The 21,255-nt window shown below is 47.1% G+C and carries 25 protein-coding genes; 5 read left to right on the top strand and 20 right to left on the bottom strand.

Features of this window, described 5'->3' with window-relative positions:
- The first annotated feature begins 216 nt into the window (after nt 1-216).
- Nucleotides 217-645, top strand: a complete 429-nt coding sequence (uspC, locus tag ACJHX4_RS19910; RefSeq protein WP_000122413.1) for a universal stress protein UspC — start codon at nt 217-219, stop codon at nt 643-645.
- Between the two features lie 6 nt (nt 646-651).
- Here the strand turns inward: uspC and otsA are convergent, their stop codons facing one another.
- The 5 genes from otsA to araF all read right to left on the bottom strand — a co-directional run bounded on the left by otsA (nt 652) and on the right by araF (nt 6,592).
- A complete protein-coding gene (otsA, locus tag ACJHX4_RS19905) occupies nt 652-2,076 on the bottom strand; it encodes an alpha,alpha-trehalose-phosphate synthase (protein WP_001296148.1) in 1,425 nt (474 codons plus the stop codon).
- On the bottom strand, nt 2,051-2,851 hold the full coding sequence (gene otsB / locus ACJHX4_RS19900; protein WP_001296149.1) for a trehalose-phosphatase: 801 nt from the start codon (nt 2,849-2,851) through the stop codon (nt 2,051-2,053). Before otsB ends, otsA begins: the two co-directional genes overlap by 26 nt.
- Before the next feature lie 166 nt (nt 2,852-3,017).
- Nucleotides 3,018-4,004: an arabinose ABC transporter permease AraH gene (araH, locus tag ACJHX4_RS19895; RefSeq protein WP_000100203.1), complete on the bottom strand. Its 987-nt coding sequence runs from the start codon at nt 4,002-4,004 to the stop codon at nt 3,018-3,020.
- A gap of 14 nt (nt 4,005-4,018) precedes the next feature.
- Nucleotides 4,019-5,533 carry an arabinose ABC transporter ATP-binding protein AraG gene (gene araG, locus ACJHX4_RS19890; protein ID WP_001187827.1) on the bottom strand — a complete coding sequence of 505 codons (1,515 nt, stop codon included), beginning with the start codon at nt 5,531-5,533 and terminating at the stop codon, nt 4,019-4,021.
- A 69-nt stretch (nt 5,534-5,602) separates the two neighbouring features.
- On the bottom strand, nt 5,603-6,592 hold the full coding sequence (araF, locus tag ACJHX4_RS19885) for an arabinose ABC transporter substrate-binding protein AraF (RefSeq protein ID WP_001531765.1): 990 nt from the start codon (nt 6,590-6,592) through the stop codon (nt 5,603-5,605).
- A gap of 796 nt (nt 6,593-7,388) precedes the next feature.
- Between araF and ACJHX4_RS19880 the strand changes: the two genes are divergently transcribed.
- Complete coding sequence (locus ACJHX4_RS19880; protein WP_000179469.1) at nt 7,389-7,892, top strand: non-heme ferritin-like protein; 504 nt, start codon at nt 7,389-7,391, stop codon at nt 7,890-7,892.
- 77 nt (nt 7,893-7,969) lie between these two features.
- On the opposite strand, the gene yecJ is transcribed toward ACJHX4_RS19880, so the two are convergent.
- Together yecJ and azuC are read right to left on the bottom strand one after the other, a co-directional pair.
- Nucleotides 7,970-8,221 carry a DUF2766 family protein YecJ gene (yecJ, locus tag ACJHX4_RS19875; RefSeq protein WP_000082127.1) on the bottom strand — a complete coding sequence of 84 codons (252 nt, stop codon included), beginning with the start codon at nt 8,219-8,221 and terminating at the stop codon, nt 7,970-7,972.
- A gap of 114 nt (nt 8,222-8,335) precedes the next feature.
- On the bottom strand, nt 8,336-8,422 hold the full coding sequence (azuC, locus tag ACJHX4_RS19870) for a stress response protein AzuC (protein ID WP_010723106.1): 87 nt from the start codon (nt 8,420-8,422) through the stop codon (nt 8,336-8,338).
- 263 nt (nt 8,423-8,685) lie between these two features.
- Between azuC and ACJHX4_RS19865 the strand changes: the two genes are divergently transcribed.
- Both ACJHX4_RS19865 and ftnA read left to right on the top strand, forming a co-directional pair.
- Complete coding sequence (locus tag ACJHX4_RS19865) at nt 8,686-9,009, top strand: YecR-like lipofamily protein (RefSeq protein WP_001237881.1); 324 nt, start codon at nt 8,686-8,688, stop codon at nt 9,007-9,009.
- 171 nt (nt 9,010-9,180) lie between these two features.
- Nucleotides 9,181-9,678 carry a non-heme ferritin gene (ftnA, locus tag ACJHX4_RS19860; RefSeq protein WP_000917208.1) on the top strand — a complete coding sequence of 166 codons (498 nt, stop codon included), beginning with the start codon at nt 9,181-9,183 and terminating at the stop codon, nt 9,676-9,678.
- A 37-nt stretch (nt 9,679-9,715) separates the two neighbouring features.
- Here ftnA and ACJHX4_RS19855 read toward each other — a convergent pair whose 3' ends face one another.
- Nucleotides 9,716-9,955, bottom strand: a complete 240-nt coding sequence (locus ACJHX4_RS19855) for a YecH family metal-binding protein (RefSeq protein WP_000377224.1) — start codon at nt 9,953-9,955, stop codon at nt 9,716-9,718.
- 190 nt (nt 9,956-10,145) lie between these two features.
- Between ACJHX4_RS19855 and tyrP the strand changes: the two genes are divergently transcribed.
- A complete protein-coding gene (tyrP, locus tag ACJHX4_RS19850; protein WP_000797555.1) occupies nt 10,146-11,357 on the top strand; it encodes a tyrosine transporter TyrP in 1,212 nt (403 codons plus the stop codon).
- Between the two features lie 50 nt (nt 11,358-11,407).
- On the opposite strand, the gene yecA is transcribed toward tyrP, so the two are convergent.
- The 12 genes from yecA to ACJHX4_RS19790 all read right to left on the bottom strand — a co-directional run bounded on the left by yecA (nt 11,408) and on the right by ACJHX4_RS19790 (nt 21,253).
- Entirely contained in the window at nt 11,408-12,073 is a 666-nt protein-coding gene (yecA, locus tag ACJHX4_RS19845) for a UPF0149 family protein YecA (RefSeq protein WP_000847882.1), read from the bottom strand.
- A gap of 471 nt (nt 12,074-12,544) precedes the next feature.
- A complete protein-coding gene (locus ACJHX4_RS19840) occupies nt 12,545-12,964 on the bottom strand; it encodes a hypothetical protein (RefSeq protein ID WP_001296152.1) in 420 nt (139 codons plus the stop codon).
- A 166-nt stretch (nt 12,965-13,130) separates the two neighbouring features.
- Nucleotides 13,131-14,174, bottom strand: coding sequence for a contractile injection system protein, VgrG/Pvc8 family (locus ACJHX4_RS19835; protein ID WP_001531766.1), 1,044 nt, complete (start codon nt 14,172-14,174; stop codon nt 13,131-13,133).
- 3 nt (nt 14,175-14,177) lie between these two features.
- Entirely contained in the window at nt 14,178-14,390 is a 213-nt protein-coding gene (locus tag ACJHX4_RS19830; protein ID WP_000634205.1) for a tail protein X, read from the bottom strand.
- 173 nt (nt 14,391-14,563) lie between these two features.
- Nucleotides 14,564-14,986, bottom strand: a complete 423-nt coding sequence (locus ACJHX4_RS19825) for a phage tail protein (protein ID WP_001278178.1) — start codon at nt 14,984-14,986, stop codon at nt 14,564-14,566.
- A gap of 2 nt (nt 14,987-14,988) precedes the next feature.
- Nucleotides 14,989-16,629 (bottom strand): hypothetical protein, encoded by a 1,641-nt coding sequence (locus ACJHX4_RS19820; RefSeq protein WP_001018353.1) that lies wholly within the window; start codon nt 16,627-16,629, stop codon nt 14,989-14,991.
- 108 nt (nt 16,630-16,737) lie between these two features.
- Complete coding sequence (locus tag ACJHX4_RS19815; RefSeq protein WP_000444667.1) at nt 16,738-17,019, bottom strand: phage tail assembly protein; 282 nt, start codon at nt 17,017-17,019, stop codon at nt 16,738-16,740.
- A gap of 12 nt (nt 17,020-17,031) precedes the next feature.
- Nucleotides 17,032-17,544, bottom strand: a complete 513-nt coding sequence (locus ACJHX4_RS19810) for a phage major tail tube protein (RefSeq protein ID WP_000785563.1) — start codon at nt 17,542-17,544, stop codon at nt 17,032-17,034.
- Nucleotides 17,545-17,561: 17 nt separating this feature from the next.
- Nucleotides 17,562-19,064, bottom strand: coding sequence for a phage tail sheath C-terminal domain-containing protein (locus tag ACJHX4_RS19805; RefSeq protein WP_000117510.1), 1,503 nt, complete (start codon nt 19,062-19,064; stop codon nt 17,562-17,564).
- On the bottom strand, nt 19,061-19,450 hold the full coding sequence (locus ACJHX4_RS19800) for a hypothetical protein (protein WP_000626358.1): 390 nt from the start codon (nt 19,448-19,450) through the stop codon (nt 19,061-19,063). The genes ACJHX4_RS19805 and ACJHX4_RS19800 overlap by 4 nt, the downstream gene beginning before the upstream one ends.
- Nucleotides 19,450-20,634: a phage tail protein gene (locus tag ACJHX4_RS19795; RefSeq protein WP_001531771.1), complete on the bottom strand. Its 1,185-nt coding sequence runs from the start codon at nt 20,632-20,634 to the stop codon at nt 19,450-19,452. The genes ACJHX4_RS19800 and ACJHX4_RS19795 overlap by 1 nt, the downstream gene beginning before the upstream one ends.
- A complete protein-coding gene (locus ACJHX4_RS19790) occupies nt 20,627-21,253 on the bottom strand; it encodes a phage tail protein I (protein WP_000203868.1) in 627 nt (208 codons plus the stop codon). The genes ACJHX4_RS19795 and ACJHX4_RS19790 overlap by 8 nt, the downstream gene beginning before the upstream one ends.
- Nucleotides 21,254-21,255: the final 2 nt, after the last annotated feature.

Genomic DNA, 21,255 nt, shown 5'->3' with positions numbered 1-21,255 from the left:
TTACATATATTAACCACTTGTTCAATATGGGAAATCAGTACATTATTTTCTTATAAATACAGTTGAAATCATATGATAACCAAGAGCAATTGATTAATTGTATTTACTAATGACCAGACTAATATTTACCTGTTTAACTGAGTTGGGATTGCGTCGTTTCTCCATTAGGAGTAAAGCTTTAATGTCACCTGAAGTTCACAGAATAAGGAACAGGTTATGAGCTATAGCAATATTCTTGTCGCCGTTGCGGTTACACCGGAAAGTCAGCAACTGCTGGCAAAAGCGGTATCTATCGCCAGGCCAGTAAAGGGACACATCAGTTTAATTACTCTCGCTTCCGACCCGGAAATGTACAATCAATTAGCTGCGCCGATGCTTGAAGATTTACGCAACGTGATGCAGGAAGAAACGCAAAGCTTTCTTGATAAGTTAATTCAGGATGCGGGGTATCCCGTTGACAAGACGTTTATTGCCTACGGTGAGTTAAGCGAACATATTCTGGAAGTTTGTCGCAAACATCATTTCGATTTGGTGATTTGCGGTAATCACAATCACAGTTTCTTTTCGCGAGCATCCTGCTCGGCGAAAAGAGTGATTACCTCAAGTGAGGTCGATGTGCTGTTAGTTCCACTTACGGGAGGTTAACCGCACCTACGCAAGCTTAGGAAAGGTAGCAACTTTATCGCGCTGCTGGCTTTCCGCGCTTCGCGGAACTATCTGCTTTAGGTCGCTAATGAAGCACTCCTGCCAGTGGTTAATATCGTTTTTCACGATAACGTCCAGCATTTCTGCATGACGGGAAATACGTTCCGCCAGCGACATAGTCAATGCACGATCCAGCGCAGCTGCAACTTCGTCACGATCGTAGGGATTAACAATTAACGCCGACGTTAACTCGTTTGCCGCTCCCGCAAATTGCGAAAGAACAAGAACGCCCGGGTTGGCTGGGTCCTGAGCGGCAACATACTCTTTTGCCACCAGGTTCATCCCGTCACGCAGTGGCGTCACTAAGCCCACGTCAGAGTAGCGGAATATTTTCATCAGTAATTTACGGTCAAAATGCTGATTCAAATAATAAAGCGGCGTCCAGCCTAATTGCCCATATTTACCATTAATTCGTCCGGCTTCATTTTCGAGCTGATGACGAATATCCTGATAGGCTTGCACATCACCACGAGACGTTGGCGCGATCTGGGTATAACGAATTTTACCGTGATGTTGCGGATATTTTTCCAGTAACGCTTCATAGGCGAGAAAACGCTCCGGCAAACCTTTGGAATAATCCAGTCGTTCGACAGAAAAGATATTTTGTACGTTTTTCAGTTCTGCTTTGAGTTGCGCCAGTTTTGGCGGCAGTGGACCGGCAGCCTGTTTCGCTATTTCTTTCGGCTCAATGCCGATCGGGTAAACTTCCGTTCGAAACGCTTTGCCGCAGGCCGTATGGCTTTTTGCGCTACGTGTCGTGACGCGGGTCAGGTTAGAAAGGCAATCCAGGAACGCCAGACGATCGTTCTCCGTCTGGAAACCCAGCAAATCATAATCACAAAGCTGTTCAAGCAAGGTGTCATATGTCGGCAGCGCGTTGAAGATTTCCGGCGTCGGGAAAGGAATATGCAGAAAGAAACCAATGCGATTATTCACTCCCCGTTTGCGTAATTCATGCGCAAAGGGCAACAGGTGATAATCGTGGATCCAGATAATGTCATCGTCTTGCAACAGCGGCAGTAATTTATCTGCCAGCAACGCATTTACGCGTAGATAGCCATCCCAGGCAGGACGCTGAAATTGCACCAGATCGAGCCGATAATGAAAAGCGGGCCAGAGAACGGCATTGGAGAATTTGTTGTAGTATTCGTCAAGGTCCTGTTCGCTGAGGTTAAAAGAGGCCCACGTAATGTTACCCTTTTTCACCTTTTTTAGCGGCTGATCCTCATTCCCTGTTTCACCGCTCCAGCCAAACCACAGTCCACCTGCGGCTTTCAGTGCCCCCAGTATGCCAACGGCAAGGCCACCGGCACTGGCGGCGTGCTCGTCTGGTGGTGCAATCCGGTTAGATACTACGACTAAACGACTCATAGTCATCACTCCTGTTATTTTCTCTTTTTTGTTGTAATGCGGTGGTTATCATTTCAAGCCAGCTCCAGACATCCGGCACGCCCGCCAGTCGCCATGATGCCTGAGTTGCACCTGTGCCAATTTTTACTGACATTCCGCCCAGCCGGTTAACGACTGCGAAGCCAGATTCATCGGTTAGATCATCGCCCAGAAATACGGGCGTTCGCCCGATAAAGGGAGCTTCCTGCATAAAGGCAGTAATCGCCTCACCTTTACTGGTACCTTTCGGTTTGATCTCGACAACACACTTTCCCTGCTGTAACGCCATTTGTGGCCAGATCTGAGTAATACGTTGCGCTAATGTCATTAATGCGTCTTCATGCTGCGGAGCCTGGCGATAATGCAGCGCAAAAGCCATCCCTTTCGCCTCCAGCTCCGCGCCGGGATACTGGGCGATGACCGTATGCAGTTGCACGCTAATATCACGCGCAATCGCATCCGGCAGATGAACGATATGCGTTTTACCATTGATGTCACGGCGCTCCGCCCCATGCACGCCCGCTAATGGGAAGCGATAAGGTTTTGCCAGTGCGTCAAGCTCCACCATTGAGCGCCCTGAAATCAATGCCAATGCACCATCACTTGCGGTTGCCAGTAGCTGAAGTCCTTGCAGAATAGTGTCAGGCACGACGACCTGATCGGGATGCGGTTTGATTTCCGCCAGCGTTCCATCGAGATCAAAAAACCAGGCATATTTCGCGGATAGTTCAGGGGTTTCGGTTAACGGTTCTGTCACCCGGTTCTCCTCCTTCTCTTTTCTTATTGTGTTGCGCAGAACGCGCTTTACAGACATGTAAGTATAGACAGTGTGACGGGGGTCGCCATTTGTAACGAAGAACAGCCAACCGTTGTGGCGGCTGGCTGTGGAGGAAAAAAGCGCTAAATTGTTGCAGAAAAAAGCATCAGACAGTGCGTTTCGCTTTTTGCTTGTAACGGTCGAAGATCACCGCTGCCAGCAGGATTAAGCCGCGAACCACGTACTGCGCGAAAGGAGAAATATTAAGCAGGTTCATGGCGTTCTCCACGGTGCCTAAAATTAAGATACCCGCCACCACATATGAGATTTTTCCGATGCCGCCTTTCAGAGAAACGCCACCTAAAACGCAGGCGGAGATCACAATCAGCTCATAACCAATCGACGTCATTGGCTGCCCACTGGTCATACGTGAAGCCAGAATAATTCCGGCTATCGCTGATACCAGGCCAGAGAGAACAAAGATAATAATTTTGGTGCGAACAACCGGTACACCCGCCAGACGCGCAGCCTCTTCGTTCCCGCCAATCGCCAGGGTATTACGACCAAAGGTGGTTTTATTCAGCAGCAAGCCAAAGATGATCAAACACGCGACGGTGAGCCAGATTGGCGCAGGCAGACCGAACCAGTTGGCGTAACCAAGGGCAAAGAAGCTTTCATCTTCGATACCGACCGCTTTACCGTCTGAAATGATGTACGCCAGACCTCGAACAATCTGCATCGTTGCCAGTGTCGTGATCAGGGCATTTATTTTGAGTTTGGCGATAACAAAGCCATTGACCAGACCACAGAGAATGCCCAGCAGCAACCCCGCTGCCACGCCAATCCACAGGCTTTCAGTCAGATTAATAACCACCGCCGTGGTGACACCCGCACAGGCAATTACGGAGGCGACAGAAAGGTCAAAGTCACCGGAAGCAAGGCAGAACAACATGCCACAAGCCACCATCCCCGACATGGAAATTGCCAGGCCCAACCCTTTCATATTAATGAAGGTGGCAAAATTTGGGACAAAAATGGCACAGGCGATAAAAAGCACCGCAAACACCACCAGCATGCCGTACTGATCCCAGATACGCCCGAAGCTGAATGACGACTTAGGTGCGCCAGAACCCGATGTAGAAACAGAAGACATCATACTCTCCTTACTCAGGCAACTGCCTGGCTGACTTTAGGCATCGCAAGGCTCAGTGCCTGACGCTCATCTGCCTGCTCGTGTAACAATTCACCGGCGATTTCGCCTTCCCGCATCACCACAATCCGGTCGGCAACGCCGAGGACTTCAGGTAAGTCGCTGGAGGCAAACAGCACCGCCACACCCTGCGCCGCCAGCGCATAAATCACGTTGTAAATTTCATGCTTAGCACCAACATCAATGCCACGCGTAGGTTCATCCAGCAAAATGACCTTCATCTCTTCCGATAACCAGCGGCCCAGAATGGCTTTTTGCTGATTTCCGCCTGAGAGATTCATGATCAGTTGCTCAGCGCCCGGCGTTTTGATGTTGAGCGAACGAATGTGGTGATCGGCATTGTTTTCTTCCCAACCGTTGTTGATTACACAACCGCCAAGCACATGTTTACGTCTGGCACTGATGTTGATATTGTCGCGAACGGAGTGCACGGGAATAATGCCTTCCGCTTTGCGATCTTCCGGGCAGAGCATCATGCCTGCGGCAATGGCGTGGCTCGGTTTACGAATATCGATCGGCTGTTGGTCGATATAAACCTGACCGGCGGTGATTTGCGTCCCGCCAAACATGCCTTTCATTAATTCGCTACGCCCTGCCCCGACCAGACCAAACAGACCGACAATTTCTCCACTGCGAACCGCCAGACTTATTGGCGTACGCACGCCTGGTGCTTTCACAGCATCAAGACGCAGCCGCTCCTCGCCATAACTACGCGGTTGCCAGCCGTAGATATCGCCAATGTCTCGCCCGACCATCGCCTGCACCAGTGCGTCGTGGTCAACCTGCTGCATATTGGTAAAAGTTTTGACATAACGCCCATCTTTAAAGACGGTGATGGCATCGCTGAGGGCAAATATTTCTTCCATACGGTGAGAAACGTATAAGATCACCCGCCCCTCTTTTCGCAATTCACGAATAACGCGGAAAAGATTGTCGATTTCGCGGGCAGAGAGGGAGCTGGTTGGCTCATCAAAGGCGATAATTTTGGCGTTACGCGCCAGCGCTTTGGCGATTTCAACCATCTGCCACTGACCAATGGAGAGATATTTCAGCGGCGTGTCCGGGTCAATATCCATACCAAGATGTTTAAGTTGTAAACCTGCCTCATAATTCAGCAATGAACGATTCACAATGCCGCCTTTATGCGGCAGCTGGCCGAGATAGATATTTTCCGCGACGGTCATTTCCGGCACGAGATGCAGTTCCTGATAAATAATCGCCACACCCGCGTTAAGTGCTGCGGTCGTGTCGGAAAAGGACATTTCCTGCCCATTAATCACTACAGAACCCGTGGTTGGCGCATAGTTTCCGCTGAGGATTTTTAAGAGAGTTGATTTTCCTGCGCCATTTTCACCCATCAACGCATGAACCTGACCGGCATAGCAGTCAAAACTAATATCCGTCAGCGCCTTAACGCCGGGAAACGTTTTACCGATGCCGCGAAATGAGAGATACGGGGTAGACTGTTGCATAACGTCTCCGTGAATCACTGGTCGTTCACACCCCCTCTGCATCATGCAGAGGGGAATTTTTCCGGCAAATTACTTACCGCCTAAACCTTTTTTCTCCAGTTCTTCTTTAAAGTTGTCACGCGTGATCAGCACCACGTCGGTAACTTCGGTGAATTTGGTCGGTTCAACACCTTTTGCAACCCAGTTGTAAAGCATTTCGCTGGACTTATAACCATGTACGTCCGGGCTTGGCAGCAGGGAACCGTAGAAGCCGGTTGCCTGCGCCTTAGACAGTTCACTCACCGCATCCACACCGTTAATACCGATACCGATGATATCGGCCGCTTTAAAGCCCTGACCTTCCGTCGCGCGTACGCCGCCCAGCACGGTGCTGTCGTTCATACCGACAATCAGCCAATGTTTAACTTCCGGATGTTGAACCAGCATTGAGTTGGCAGCGTCAAATGCCCCCGGGATGTCGTTAGATTTGGTCGGTACCTGATAAATTTGTTTTTCCGGGAATCCTGCAGCTTTCAGCGCATCCATAGACCCCGTAGTACGGCGACGAGCCGTATCCAGTTCGTTGGAGGTAATCGCCATCACCGCGCTTTCTTTGACATCCCAGCCACGTTTCTGCATCTCTTTATACAGTTCCTGGCCCTGACGTTCGCCAATTTTGGTCGCAGCCATCATCACCAACGGAACGGTATCCATTGGCTTACCTTTGGCGTTAACAAACTGGTCATCCACGGCAATGACTTTCATATCGTAGCCACGCGCTTTCGCCACGATGGCAGAGCCGAGTTTCGGGTCCGGAGTACAAATAACGAAACCTTTCGCGCCACTGGCGGCCAGGCTGTCGATAGCGTTCAATGTTTTTTCGCCATCCGGCACGGCAATCTTAATAACTTCAAACCCTAAATCCTTCCCGGCTTTATCGGCAAACTTCCATTCGGTCTGGAACCACGGCTCTTCCGCTTGCTTCACCAGGAAACCGAGCTTCAGGTTCTCCGCCATAGCGGATTGTGACATAACGGCTGCCAGACCAATGGCTGCCAGGGCTTTAGTAAATTTGTGCATGGTTCTCTCCAGCTTTAGTGTCGTTTTGTGTAGGGCAAAAACGAATGACATTCGTTAAATTAATCGGAAAACAAAGCATTACCTTTTAACTAAAAGATAAGTGACTGTGTTGACATAGTTTTAGCGAGAAATTAATTCTCCATAGGAGAGCAATATCACATCGCAGAATTACAGTGAGAACGTGCATAAATTTAGCGGGAAAAGACATAAGGAAAAGCGAATTTGTCAGACAAATTATCGAGTGCACAGCAGAATAATCCATAAGATTAGCCTGGAAGTCCTTGTTGTCTTTGGTACCCATGCGGGATGTCTTCTTTTTAACCAGTCAATAGGCCTCATTACCTGGCGTTGAGTTTTTGCAATGGTGTAATAACCGCAACTTAAAGATGTGGAAAATGCGCGTCATTCATTTCGCCATTAATTATCACTGTGCTCATTAATTAACAGAACACGTATAATGAGAGCCATATCGCAAAAATGAAAAAACGTTTTATAAAATCATTGCCTCATCATGAATTCAAATTCATCGATTAATATCAATAAGATACAAAAGGCACCATCATTAAAATTCATTACAGTTACATTGATTTCATCAATGAAATGTAAAAATATATAAACTTGATGATTTAAGCATTTTCTTATACCCGTTCAGACGTTATTCTTATTTCAGATCATCGTCAGAATTGACTCCACGATCACATTTCGGACCGGCAGAAAGGAATTATTCTGCAAACAGTAATTATGGTGTTTTGATTTATCTTGCACCTCTCCACTTCTGGATATAAGGATATTAGGTATGGCAACCGCTGGAATGCTTCTCAAACTCAACTCTCAAATGAACCGCGAGTTTTACGCATCCAATCTCTACCTTCACCTGAGTAACTGGTGTTCTGAACAGAGTCTGAACGGCACCGCCACTTTCCTTCGCGCCCAGGCACAGAGTAATGTGACCCAAATGATGCGCATGTTTAACTTTATGAAGAGTGTCGGCGCTACCCCCATCGTTAAAGCCATTGATGTTCCCGGTGAAAAACTGAACTCTCTGGAAGAACTGTTCCAAAAAACGATGGAAGAATACGAGCAACGTTCAAGCACGCTGGCACAGTTAGCCGATGAAGCGAAAGAACTGAATGATGATTCAACCGTCAATTTCCTGCGCGATCTGGAAAAAGAACAGCAGCATGATGGCCTGTTACTGCAAACCATTCTTGATGAAGTGCGCAGTGCGAAACTTGCTGGTATGTGTCCTGTGCAGACCGACCAACATGTTCTGAATGTCGTGTCGCATCAGCTACATTGATCATCATCGGCGCTAATGCATTGCGCCGATGAAGTTTTTGAGAAACCGCTGCCTCATTTTTTTGAAGCAGCGGTTTTTTAATGGGATTCGCCCTGTGGGGTAAACTTGAGTTCAATCAACGCGATGGCTTTTTGGATTGCCCGCATGGTGACCGGGTCTGCGGCGGCGGGATGGTTAGTAAAGTCGATATTCTTCAGCTGGCTGGACATTTTTTCGCGAACTTCAACGGGCGCGATCACATCGAGAACATCCAGAATTTGTTTGATAACCAACTGGCAAGCAACCACATCAGAAACCAGTTCCTGATCGGCATTCAGCGGCTGGGACATCGTAAACTCCTGATAGCATTTTGAAAGCCGTTATAGTAGCGGCTTCACATCTTCAGCGATAGTCACATCCACCGTCATCAGAACACAAAAAAACCTGCCGGAGCAGGTTTTTTGTTATCGGAACATATTGCCTGGCGGTACGTCTTTGAACGTCTTGCAATAGTTATTGAACATACTTTTCAGGATCTTGCGCAGTTTCATCGCGGTACTCCGACCATTTGTTATACAGGTGTTATTGTCTTTGCGTTTATAATATGACAACCATCACAAAAATCAATCTTTATGTGATGTAAATCACATAAATACCCCTTTAATGTTATAAAAATGATAATCAAAAAAGCAGCCCTCCAATTTCTGACACATACAGATGGCAAGAAATAGCGCCTGCCAGGCGTCTTTTCCGGCCATTGTCGCAGCGCTGTAACGCGTAAAATACTGCTTTCTTTTACTCTTCTGGCTGGACCATGAGACTTCTGATTCTGACTCTTTCCTTAATAACGCTGACGGGGTGTACGGTTACTCGCCAGGCCCATGTGAGCGAAGTTGACGCGGCAACAGGTATTGTTCGGTTGGTTTATGATCAGGCTTTTTTGCAGCATGCCCGTACCGATCGTTATGTCAGTCGCGGGATCGCCGATCGCGCATGCCAGCAGGCAGGCTATACCCACGCTATCCCCTTTGGTCAGCCAGTAGGCAACTGTAGCCTCTTTGCGGGTTCCTTATGTTTGAATACGGAATTCACTTTGTCATATCAGTGCCATCATTCCGCCTTCCCTGTCTTTCTCTAAACGTTTTAATCAGCGAGGGGGATCTTCGCTGATTAAATAAATAGCGGTAATGCGTTTTATTCCCATTCGTATTTTTAATAAATGATGTTTATATTTTACCTTTTGCAAATAATAAAATAACAAATTATAGTGACGCTACAGCAACAAATATAACCTTTGTGGAGCACTATCATGCTGAAACCAGAAATGATTGAAAAACTTAATGAGCAGATGAACCTGGAACTGTACTCTTCACTGCTTTATCAGCAAATGAGCGCCTGGTGCAGCTATCATACCTTCGAAGGTGCTGCCGCGTTCCTGCGCCGTCACGCCCAGGAAGAGATGACGCATATGCAGCGTCTGTTTGATTACCTGACTGATACCGGCAACTTACCGCGTATTAATACCGTTGAATCTCCGTTTGCTGAATATTCCTCACTTGATGAATTATTCCAGGAAACCTATAAACACGAACAATTAATCACGCAGAAAATTAACGAACTGGCTCATGCTGCAATGACCAATCAGGACTACCCAACATTTAATTTCCTGCAATGGTATGTTTCTGAGCAGCATGAAGAAGAGAAACTGTTCAAATCGATTATTGATAAATTAAGCCTGGCAGGCAAAAGTGGCGAAGGTCTGTATTTTATCGACAAAGAACTCTCTACCCTCGACACACAAAACTAATGCTCTCCGGCGGCAGGTTTTCTGCCGCCGTTTCAAATCAGTGACGGCAAATCTTACTCTGATCGGTTGAAAAACCTTCTTCTGAAGGTATAAATTTGCCTTTTGCTGCCAGAAACGCCACCAACTCTCCCGCAGTCATCCCTTCTGCCGAGCAGGTGTGAAAACGTGCCTGTTCACCAAAACGCGCTTTAATTGCTGCTTCCAGACTGGCATGCGTATATTGCTCGCCTGATTCAATCATCATATTTAACACTTCATGACCGTGAATAGAGTCCATCGTTCCTCCTCAAAAAAAGCCTAGCGTAGCGATTGCTGCTTATGAAGACTTTGCGCCAGCGCAGAACTGAACGCTTTTTATTGTACATTTATATTTACACTATATGTAACGTCGATTTGACGAATCAGCCGTTATGCCTTAACCTGCGCCGCAGATATCACTCATAAAGATCGTCAGGACAGAAGAAAGCGTGAAAAACAGAACTCTGGGAAGTGTTTTTATCGTGGCGGGAACCACAATTGGCGCAGGCATGCTGGCAATGCCGCTGGCTGCGGCAGGTGTTGGTTTTAGCGTCACGTTAATCTTGTTGATTGGGCTTTGGGCGTTGATGTGCTACACGGCGCTATTACTGCTGGAGGTGTATCAGCATGTCCCGGCAGATACCGGTCTGGGCACGCTGGCAAAACGCTATCTGGGACGCTACGGTCAGTGGCTGACGGGCTTCAGTATGATGTTCTTAATGTATGCTCTGACTGCGGCATACATCAGCGGTGCCGGTGAATTGTTGGCCTCCAGCATCAGCGACTGGACAGGTATTTCAATGTCGGCAACCGCTGGCGTGCTGTTGTTCACTTTTGTTGCCGGTGGCGTGGTTTGTGTCGGAACTTCGCTGGTCGATTTATTTAACCGTTTTCTGTTCAGCGCCAAAATTATTTTTCTGGTGGTGATGCTGGTATTGCTGCTACCGCATATTCACAAAGTGAATCTTTTAACCCTGCCGTTGCAACAGGGACTGGCACTGTCTGCAATCCCGGTGATTTTTACGTCGTTTGGTTTTCACGGTAGCGTGCCGAGTATTGTCAGCTATATGGATGGCAACATTCGTAAGCTACGCTGGGTGTTTATAATCGGTAGTGCGATCCCCCTGGTGGCATATATTTTCTGGCAGCTGGCGACCCTTGGCAGCATTGATTCAACAACCTTTATGGGATTGCTGGCTAATCATGCCGGATTAAACGGGCTGTTACAGGCGTTACGCGAAATGGTGGCCTCTCCGCATGTTGAGCTGGCAGTGCATTTATTTGCTGATTTAGCCCTCGCCACGTCCTTCCTCGGCGTAGCGTTAGGCTTATTTGATTATCTGGCAGATTTGTTTCAGCGTTCAAATACCGTTGGTGGACGATTGCAAACTGGTGCAATTACCTTTCTGCCGCCACTGGCGTTTGCACTGTTTTATCCACGAGGATTTGTGATGGCGCTGGGTTACGCCGGTGTGGCACTGGCGGTACTGGCATTGATTATCCCTTCGCTGTTGACCTGGCAAAGCAGGAAGCACAATCCTCAGGCGGGTTACCGGGTGAAAGGTGGTCGTCCGGCGCTGGTGGTGGTGTTTCTCTGTGGTATTGCTGTGATTGGCGTGCAATTTTTGATTGCGGCAGGCTTGTTACCAGAAGTGGGGTGATTAGATTCTTATTGGGTGCCAGAATTAACGCTGACACCCAATTTGACCTCTTAATGCAGGCAGCACTGCTTAAATTTCTTACCACTACCGCACGGGCAAGGATCATTACGCCCCGGTTTCTCTTCTGCTTTGATCGGTTGCTGAACAGCTTTTTCCTGCGGATGCGCCATCCAGTACGCATGTAGATCAAGCGCCGCCAGTCGAATGGCATCTACGCTCTCTTCAAACGCTTCTGGCGACATCTTCTCTACCCGCTCGAAGTTTTCCTCAGTACCGTGCAGCGCAATCGCCTCCAGCGCTGGTTTTAACGAATCGGGCAACGTTGACCAGTCAGAAAGTGCCACGCCCCGCATATAGCCAAAGCACCACTCCTCAACAATCGTCAGCTCGCTGCCATCGACTTCTCGCAAGCCGAATAATGGCTCAAACTGCTCCGGAAATTCGTTCAGACGCTCTGCGGTATCGGCCATATGTTGAAAAGCCAGGTTCATAAAGCGCGTCATCTCTTTCTCTGACGCCCAGCGCGGCACATAGTCAGCCCCACCCCACACGGCAACCAGCCACTGTGCCGGTTCAATCTCTTGCGGAGAACTCAACACCGCCGTCAATAAACCGTCCAGCTCCGCCACATCAAGAATGGCGTGGTCAGTGTTGTATTTGGTCAGAATATCGTCCAGCCATTCCAACTCACTTTCGTTTAACGGTCCCGTTTTCATACGCTTTTCCTTGTGGATCTCAACTCGCCAGCACCTATCTTACATGCCGGTCCGTATCAGAGATACTTTTTGAGTGGCTTTGCCGGTGATTAAAAATTAAGGAGGGTGTAACGACAAGTTGCAGGCACAAAAAAACCACCCGAAGGTGGTTTCACGACACTGCTTATTGCTTTGATTTTATTCTTATCTTTCCCATGGTACCCGGAGCGGGACTTGAACCCGCACAGCGCGAACGCCGAGGGATTTTAAATTGGTCGCTTTGTGCAATAAATTCAAATAATTATGGCAAATTATCCGGACATAATGGTGTGTATGAATATCAAATAATCATATAGTTACGACGCGTCTTACTCATCGTCTTCTGAAGGTTTTTGGCAAAAATGGTGATGTTCTGCGCCTTTATGTGACCAAACTGTCAGGAGCAAAGCGAGGTAAAGGGGTATGAGAAAAACTCACATACCCCAACACAAATTAAAACGCGGTTGGGTGAATTCCATATTCACCGTTTGATCCATACCCTATGCGATACATCAAAGTACGATCTGTTGTCACCTTGCCCGCTTGTTCGCTCATGCCACCACCACATACTCCTTTTGGCCACGCGCTGAAGACATGATCACCAATCGTTGGGTATACAACGACTTTCTGAGCTGTACCTAAATCTGCCACCTCTTTACCATCAACATAAACACGGGAAAAACACGCGCTTCCAAAGAAACCCGAGTCACGCTTGATGATCACCTCTCCCGTACCGTCTCGTTTTTCGAGTAACGCGGTACTGATAATTTGTTTTTCAGGAACAGGAGTGGCTTGTTCATTTGAGACAGGTTTTGTAGCACAACCGACAAGAGCAAGCATAATCCCACAGGCAAGACCATTTTTAACGACCATGTTTGAAAACTCCCAATATTAAAAATATGTCAGCATCTAACGATAACAACGTTCAGCACCAGAGACTCTTCGTTCTCCGGCTTACGCCTAAAAATATCGCAGGTGCCGTTTGCAGTCGACATCTGTTAATACTAAATTCATACCGCCACCGGCTCGCCGAGCCCATTTACTCCAGAGACAGCCGAACCGAAAAACCGTTTTCAGCGAGCGTCAGACTCAGTGTGTTGATAGTCCAGTCCCGGTCCTCCTCGGTCCCGAAACCTTGAGTTGTGACTTTGCATTCTGCTGTCAGCGACACTAAATCGAGCGTCGCTGGCGTCGTGTACGTCATAGAGAACTCTTTTTTAGCTGCACCGCCCTTGAGCCCTGGTGCAGCTTCTTTCGCTGCGTCGAGCGACGGCTCAACTGCCGGCCATTCAATGACAGGATCGCCGCCACTACCTGTCCGCAATTCTTTGATCTGCCCAGTTGCTGTGTCGTGATATTTAATCAGATACGTCGGTTCCGGATTTTCGCCACCGCTACCACTATCGCCACTTTGTCCATTTCTCGAATAGCCCCAGCTGGAGTTATCACGACGAGTTAGCGTGTAGTGCTGGAGCGGAGCACCGCTAACAGATTCGCCCGCGCCGCGCGGCAGGAATATCCAGTACCCGCCCGCGGGTTTACTCACCGCATCGAATCTCGTTGCGAGCCGCGACATCAGGTGCATATCTGACTCGCCGACCTGATCGAGTTGCGTGATAACATTGTCTGCAAACCGCTTTGATACGCGTGGTTTTAGCCCATTATCGCTCGCTATTGTCGCAACGATATCGCTGACAGTGACGTCGCTCCAGGAACGAGTCTTTTTGCTCTGAACTGTCGGAGATCCTTTTGCTGCGTTCATCGGAGCCGCTTTTGCTGTGAAATCAACTACCCGGGGTTCACCGCCACTGCTAGCACCGTCAACGATGTATATCCCTTTATCAATTATCTGATTACCGAAACCGAGCCCAATACTGATTTTTACTCCGCGGGCCGGAATTTTCAGAGTTTCAGAAACTATTGCTACGCGGAGTTCGTCTGTCTGTTTACTGGAGCCGCCGTAATCTGTCAGCGTGATATTGATCAAACCTTTTCTTATTTTATCCGTGATGTTTTTATTATCAGCAGATATATAAAAATTAGGTTTCCACGCCTCCACGCCAGTATTTACGTAATCACTCATTCATCAATCCCATAATTGCGTTTCTTTTTTAACCGGCTCTGGTTCGATATCTGGTAAAACAATTTTTTCTCCAGCACGAAACACGGCACACATATCCGTTACGCCGTAATTCGAAACCTGATATAAAACAGTCTCTGTCGTTTTTGACGCTCTCCCGTAGACCGCAAGGCAGATCTGATCGAGACGGTCACCGTCCCGTGTAGTGTATGTAATCATTTGGGGCCCCATTAATTAAAAGGATTTCATAATGAGAATTAATTTTAGTAGTCGGAGAGGTATTAGTATTTCGGCGTCAAAAAAAATACCATCAGGTTGTTTTACATTTATGTTCGTAGTTTTTTTTATTATTTTTATACTTGTTAAGTGCTCTGGTAGCGCTTGATTTTGTATTAATCTAGCGAAGCTCCATAATATTCGAGCGTGAGTGAAAAGTCCTGCGATTTAGGTGTTCCGCCCATCAAAAAGCTGTTTTGCGTTTCAGTTAGTTCTCGCAGCACCCAGTACCCTTTCACCTCCCCGGTCCCCAGCACTAGCTGCTGGGGTTCTCCCGTGTTCCCGAGCGCTCGCAAATCTGTCAACAGGCCGACGCCGCACCCGTCAAGAAATAAAGCGTTTATCTTTCCATCGATAGTAATTGTGGGGTTCGGTCGTCCGGTTATCTGCAACGCGTCGTTTTTCCCGAATCGTGTTTGCTGAGCCCAGCGCCAGGCGTCACTACGTTGCAGTTTGTTGTACGCTACTGTTGATATAGCAAAAATGAAATCACCCAGGCCGAGCATGATATCCTCAGCACCGTTTATTGCATCACTCATTGTCACCCCGCCGCAGCTGGTTTATCAAACATCGCGCCACGATTGTACGAACTCGCAGCCTGTCTCAGTCCATCGAGCACCCCCGACGCTGCAGATTGTTGTATTGACTGCGGATCTGTCGCACCGACAATATTGATTTCGATTTTATTGTTTTGCTCCGGCGCAGGTGTCGAGACTGCCTGCTTCAACGTATCAATATTTAACGTCGACGAATCCAGTGCTGCAGGCGCGGTATTTTTATTTACCATCCCGGATAATGGATTAACAAACGCGAGCATTGATTCTGCCTGAGATTTTGCCTGTTCTTGCCGTTCTGGATGCCGCATATTTTCGACAGCCTCTTCGGCTTTTGCCTTCGCAATATTATCAGCAGTCAATCCAGCGTTCGGTGAATATTTACCTCCCGAATCCATAAACTCTTGATATGCCCGATTATATTCGTCATTATAAGTTTTCTGTTCTTCATCTGATTTTTCATCCGGAATAAGCCACTCCAGTTTCTTTACGACAGCCCATATAATCTTCCCGAATTTGACGCAACCTTCTCCAAAATTGACGATGCCATCCCACATTTTTTTCATATTTTCTGGTTTTACCCACTCAGTAATTGTGCTGACAAAACCACCCTGATTATCCTTAAACCAGGATGTAAATGTTTCACGTACTGAGTCAAACGTCGGCGCGAGTTCCCCCCCGATTTTACCGAGTGTATCTGCAAGTCCCGACGTAATAGAGCCCCACAGATTTGTCACTGATACATGCGCACGCGCCGCCCCTTCCGCACCCTCTTTTGTTAACAAATTCGACTTTTGCGCGTCAGACATTGTCTGTTCCCAGCTTTTACCCGTCGCCTTCATATACGTCATGATCTTATTAGCCTCGCCCCCCATGAGCTGGTCAGCGAGGCTCGCCGCTTGCTTCTCATCTTTCATTTCAGAGATGCGACGCATAACCTCATTAAACTGTTTTTCCCGATCCCAGCCAGCCATTCGTTTTTTCGTCAGGCCAATTTGAAATAACATGGGATTCAGGCTTTTTTCGTTTCCGATTTCGCCGATTTTATTTGTAAGTTCTTCAGACAAATCCCCGATATTTTCGCCGTTCAGGCCCGCGGCTTTACCAATATTTTCCCACGCAGCGTATTTTTCGACGCCAACGCCGTAGGACTTCGCCAGACCGAGTTTTTCTGACGTCTCTGCATTCATTGCCAGCGCACCAGCTGCAGCACCGCCAATGAGCCCTGCCGCGCCAAGTGTCCCCCATTTGATACCCCGCCCCGTAGCCCTCACCGCACCTGCGGCGGCTCGTCCGCCCCATTTTGCAGCTCCTTTTGCGCGACCCGTCCACTTCTCCAGCCGCTGTTTTTTAGCAAGTTGAGTATTCAGCGCCTCCTGGTCCTGCGTTGTCGCTTTTATTCGACGGTCCAGCTTTTGATACTGAGCAGATAAATCAGAAACGTCTTTACCTGCCAGTTTCATTGCTGCGATTTTGTCTTTTAATTTATCCTGACTTTTCGTTAATTTCCCGACAGTAGACGACGTCTGCCGAATCGCATCATTGAGTTCTGTTGTACCGCGACGAAACGACGGGTCTATTCGCCCACCGAATACAACCTGCGTTTTAAAGTTTTGAGAAATAGCCATCGATTTTCATGACCTCGTTTACATAGAAATTAAAAACCCGGTACGGCAGGTCCATTTGCGTATCGGGCGGGATGGCAAGTTTTTTCGCAATAAACGGAATCAGAATAACTATATCTGATGTCGGTCTTTCGGAGGCTTTACCAGTTCGTTAAACGCGGCCTCCATTTGATCGTAATCGCACGCAGGCAGTGCATATAAATCCTCACGCTCCAGATTTGCCAGGCGCGCCAGCATTGTCGCTGTCCGCTCTTCAAGACCACTTTTATCGTTACTGAACATAATGCGGTCGCGTAATTTTGGTTCGCGAATAGTAATTGTATCGCGGCTCTCCCCCTTAATAATAAACGGGCGAGAGAGCGTAATAGTCATACTGTCTAATAATGATTCCATTTTATTTGCCTTTTAATATACATGGAGAATACGAGCAACGCCCGCAAGAACGTCAACACCATTAATTACTCGTTTCATTTTTGCAGGATGAATCTCGTAAATAATTTTTCCATTTTGAACTCGTTTATAATAGCTCGGCGCAATCGTTACTGATTGCCCAACTGCTGATTTTGAATCAGTCCCCTGCGCGTCATCAGTAATCGCCGTAATAAGCCCCTCATATGTATCAATACGTTCAAAATTGACACCGTAATTGTCAGTATATGCACTTCGAATTTCGAACCTTGTTTTAGCACCTGGTATTAATCCCAAATACCCCATCACACCAGAATCGGAGCCAGAGACTTTAAAACTGGCTGACATTTTCTCCATTCCCCCGTCCAGAGTGATAGCTGTATCCATAGCGCCCGTCTTAAAATCATCTTCGATTATTTTCATATCGACGGGAGTGTATTCAGTGCAATTTAAAACTCGTTCTCCCTGGACGAACAACGCAAATGCACGATAGGTGTTACTATCTGCCATATCAATTCTCCAGATTATTAGACTGTTTCTTTAAAAAGAGAGGCCAGAGCTTCAACTGTGTAATCATTATTAATGCGGTACATTAACGTAATTGTTTGTGCCGGGGATTTCGGTCCAAAGTCAACATTAATATAAAGATTACCAGCGGCCAGACTTTCTTTTGTATTTAACTCTTCATCTAACCACGCCCGTCCTCCGTTAATCGCGCCCTGCTCCTCTAATTTATGCAGATACGCGTTTATCGACTCTACAACGTCTGTTCCGAGGTGCAGGTCTATCGGGCGATCAATAAAATCGGTCATCATTGCCCGGGCTATTGAATCCTCAATTACGTCAGCTGTCCGACGAACGCATTCAAAGGACCATTGGGGACTGAGGCTACACAGATAGTTACCCCAGTGTCTGAATCCATCATAGCGAATAATTGTGCTGACCTGGCTGGCGTTCAGCAGATTTGCTGTGCAGTTCGTTTCACCGATTATAAAATCATCGACTTGTTCGAGTCCTGTAATTCCGTAGATATTTTGATTCGATTTGCTCCACCAAAACCCTTTTTCGTTATCAATTCTGGCTCGTAAACCAGCAGCGATAGCTGAATACGGACGAGATAAACCACTAACATCACTCGTAGAATAAACACGAGGGCGCAGAATTTCCATTCTGCCGCCGTACCTCTGACGACGATTTACAACGTCAGCAGGCGTAGCGCCTCGCGGTGAATCGATATATCCAACGCCTCGTAATTTATTTGTCACCACTTCAAGTTGTTCTGCAATATAATCGTTAGCACTATAATCTGGAGCGATTAAAATTCTCGGCGTTACTTGATTTATTTGCGCAGACGTCAACAATGCGTTAATCCCGTTAACGACGTTCTGCCGCATTTTTGTTTCGTCGCTGTCCTCTTCGACGCGGACAACAACAATAATGGCATCCTCCTGATTTAGTATTTCAGATACAGCGGGAGGAAGGGTTCCAGACCCACCGAGCAATCCAGCTTTTTTTTGACTGCCTGCAATTAACGTCGGAACATTATATTTGAACGATTCGTCTTTACCACCGGATAAATTTGTTGGGGGGAGCGCGAATACAGTCCCCGTTCCTGCGTGATCACCACCGAATGTGACGTTAATATATTCTCCAATCTGGAGTCCTTCTTTATACTGCTGGTTCTGATCGTACATTTTTGACGGGGTCATGGCACCGTCCGTGATCATTGTTAATTTTCTCGAACCGTCGGGCAGTGTGCTGTATCCTGGAGTTGCTACATTCCCGTTAATTCCCAAATCAACAATTTCAACAATCCAGTTGTTTCCGTCGGCCCCTGGCATGACAGTCGAAAACTCAACAAGATTGTCTGCGAGCTCTGATCCCCATAATAGTGATGCACAAGTTGGGTAGCTGGAATCGGGAGCAGTACCAACAATCCCAATCACGGAAATATCTACTGTGTTGATCTCTTTTGTGCCGTCGTCGTATTCGAGCGTGCGAATACCGTGTAAAAAATTAGTTACGCTCATTTTATTCCTTCTCTATTTTCACCAATTCGCGTCGCTATTGCTTCTTTAAGCTCGGCCAAATTTTCGATTTGCGCGTCAGATGCGGTTCCGGCATCTACTGCACACTGAATTGAGAATGCCTCAATTGACAGATCGCCAACAGTCCGTAATGTAGTCTGGAGTTTTTGCGTCTGCTCTTTTTTTACAAATTTAGAAATGCTCCCATAATCCCCGCTCAGCGCTCTTTCATATAAAACCCTACCGTGTTCCTCGCAATCATTTTTCATTGCGGTGAATGGAATGTCGTTTCCAATCCCGTCAATATCGCAAATAATATTTATAGATAACCCATGCTCGTCATTAAAAACAGGGTTTGTTATTTTTCTAAATGAATCAACGCTTATCATTACGCAATCCTAATAGCTAAAAAACAGGCAGTCCCAATATCACCGACTCCACCGGGTGAATACGCCATGGCTCGCCATGAGCCAATAAGTGGTGTGTCATAAAATGGTTTTGTGGCAATATCCGTGTTATATGAACCGGTATTATTTATACTAGCGTAATATAAATCCCCTCCAGCCCATATGGAGCCCGGGAGTATTTGTGGTGCATGATTAATAGCGACAAGCGCATAAGTACCAACCGCGCCAACAACACCTATTTCCGGTGATGGGTCCGGTGAAAGACTTATATCTATGTTGCCATTTTCATCCGGCGACTCCCCGTTAATCGTTTTAACCGGTTTAAGATTAGCCTCATTCCAGTATTTATACGTCTGCCCGCCGCACAGTAACACCAGGCCATCATAGTGAACTCCGCGTAATCTATAAAAAACCTTCTGATTGTTTTCTCCACGGGTCGAAAAATCTAAATAATCGCCCGACACATCTGATAAACCAGCAAGTGAAAACAACGTCAAATCAGTGCCCGGTTTGTTTATATTTATTTGTTTTTTAGAGGATAAAACGTCTTCAAAAATCACATCATCTTTAAAAGTATTTGGATGAGTAAATGCATTACCCTTATCTCTATATGCAACGTCCCCATCTATACCAATATTTTTCCGCGCAGCCTGCTGAGCAGTTTCACCATTTGCGGGAATTTCAGATAAGTTTTTACTTATCTGCAAATATTTTTTGTCAGCTTCCTCGGGAGTTACGTAGTTGTCATATACTACAACATTAACCGTAGATGTGCTGGACACCGCGAGTGTGTATTTATACGTGATTGAAATCAGCGCACCGTTGCTGTCCGTAGGTTTTAAAATGTCCGGCGAGCGCGCCACAGAGTACAGCTCGCCTTTATCTGTTAATATCCCCACCTCACGGATAGTATAGCCCCCAGTGTCTGGCGGTACGTAAAGTGTAAAGATAACCTGGTTACCGCTATTTTCTGCGGATTTAATATCCCCACGATACGTCTCGTGAATTAATGCAGTTCGTGCCGGGTCCGGTGTTACGTCGTCGTTTCCGTTTGCGTCGCCAATAACGAATTTATTCAGCACCACGGGTACACCCGATGCCAGCGCAGCGGCTTCAAGTTGTGCGCCACGGTCTGTCAGTACTGCGTAAATTTTATTTTCAGCCATTTGGCCCTATCTCCACATTTAAACTAACAATTGGTGAGCCCGATATATATAGCCCGCCGTTAATTTTTACACCGCCGTCGCCGTCTGCTGGGACGTTTACGCCTATTTTCGCGTAAGGTGTACCGGCTATAAAAAACTCACCATCGACACCCGTTTCGAAATTTATTTCTTTTAATAAGGAACGACAATTTTTTGCATCAAATATTTGTGCAATAAATGTATTCAATAGTTCTAAATCTAACCCCATGCTTTTTAGCAGATATATTTTAATTGCGAATGTATACGGGTCGTCCCTGGGCGTGGCTTCAAACCACTCTCTCATTTTGCTCTCAAAGCCAACAGTTAATAACGCTCGTTCAACAGCTCCACGCGTTCCGCGGTGCTTATTCTGCCACGCAGCTGCTTTAATAATTTCGCGTTTTTGCTGCTCACTCCAGTCGGGGTTCCAGTAGGTGACCGCGTACTCCCACGCCAGCCACGGCAACAGATTTGCAGGGCACAAATCGGGATTTTTAATAATTCGAATATCGCCAGGCAGATCGCCGACGTGAGATAAAACAACCTCAAGCGCCCTCTCAGGGGTTATTGCGTTCGGAGGCAGTACGCTTTGACTTGTCATGG

It is taken from the genome of Escherichia sp. WS2035 (assembly GCF_046487065.1).
Classification (GTDB): domain Bacteria; phylum Pseudomonadota; class Gammaproteobacteria; order Enterobacterales; family Enterobacteriaceae; genus Escherichia; species Escherichia coli.
Note: the sequence above shows the minus strand (reverse complement) of the source record. Positions and strands in the feature narration are given on the sequence as shown.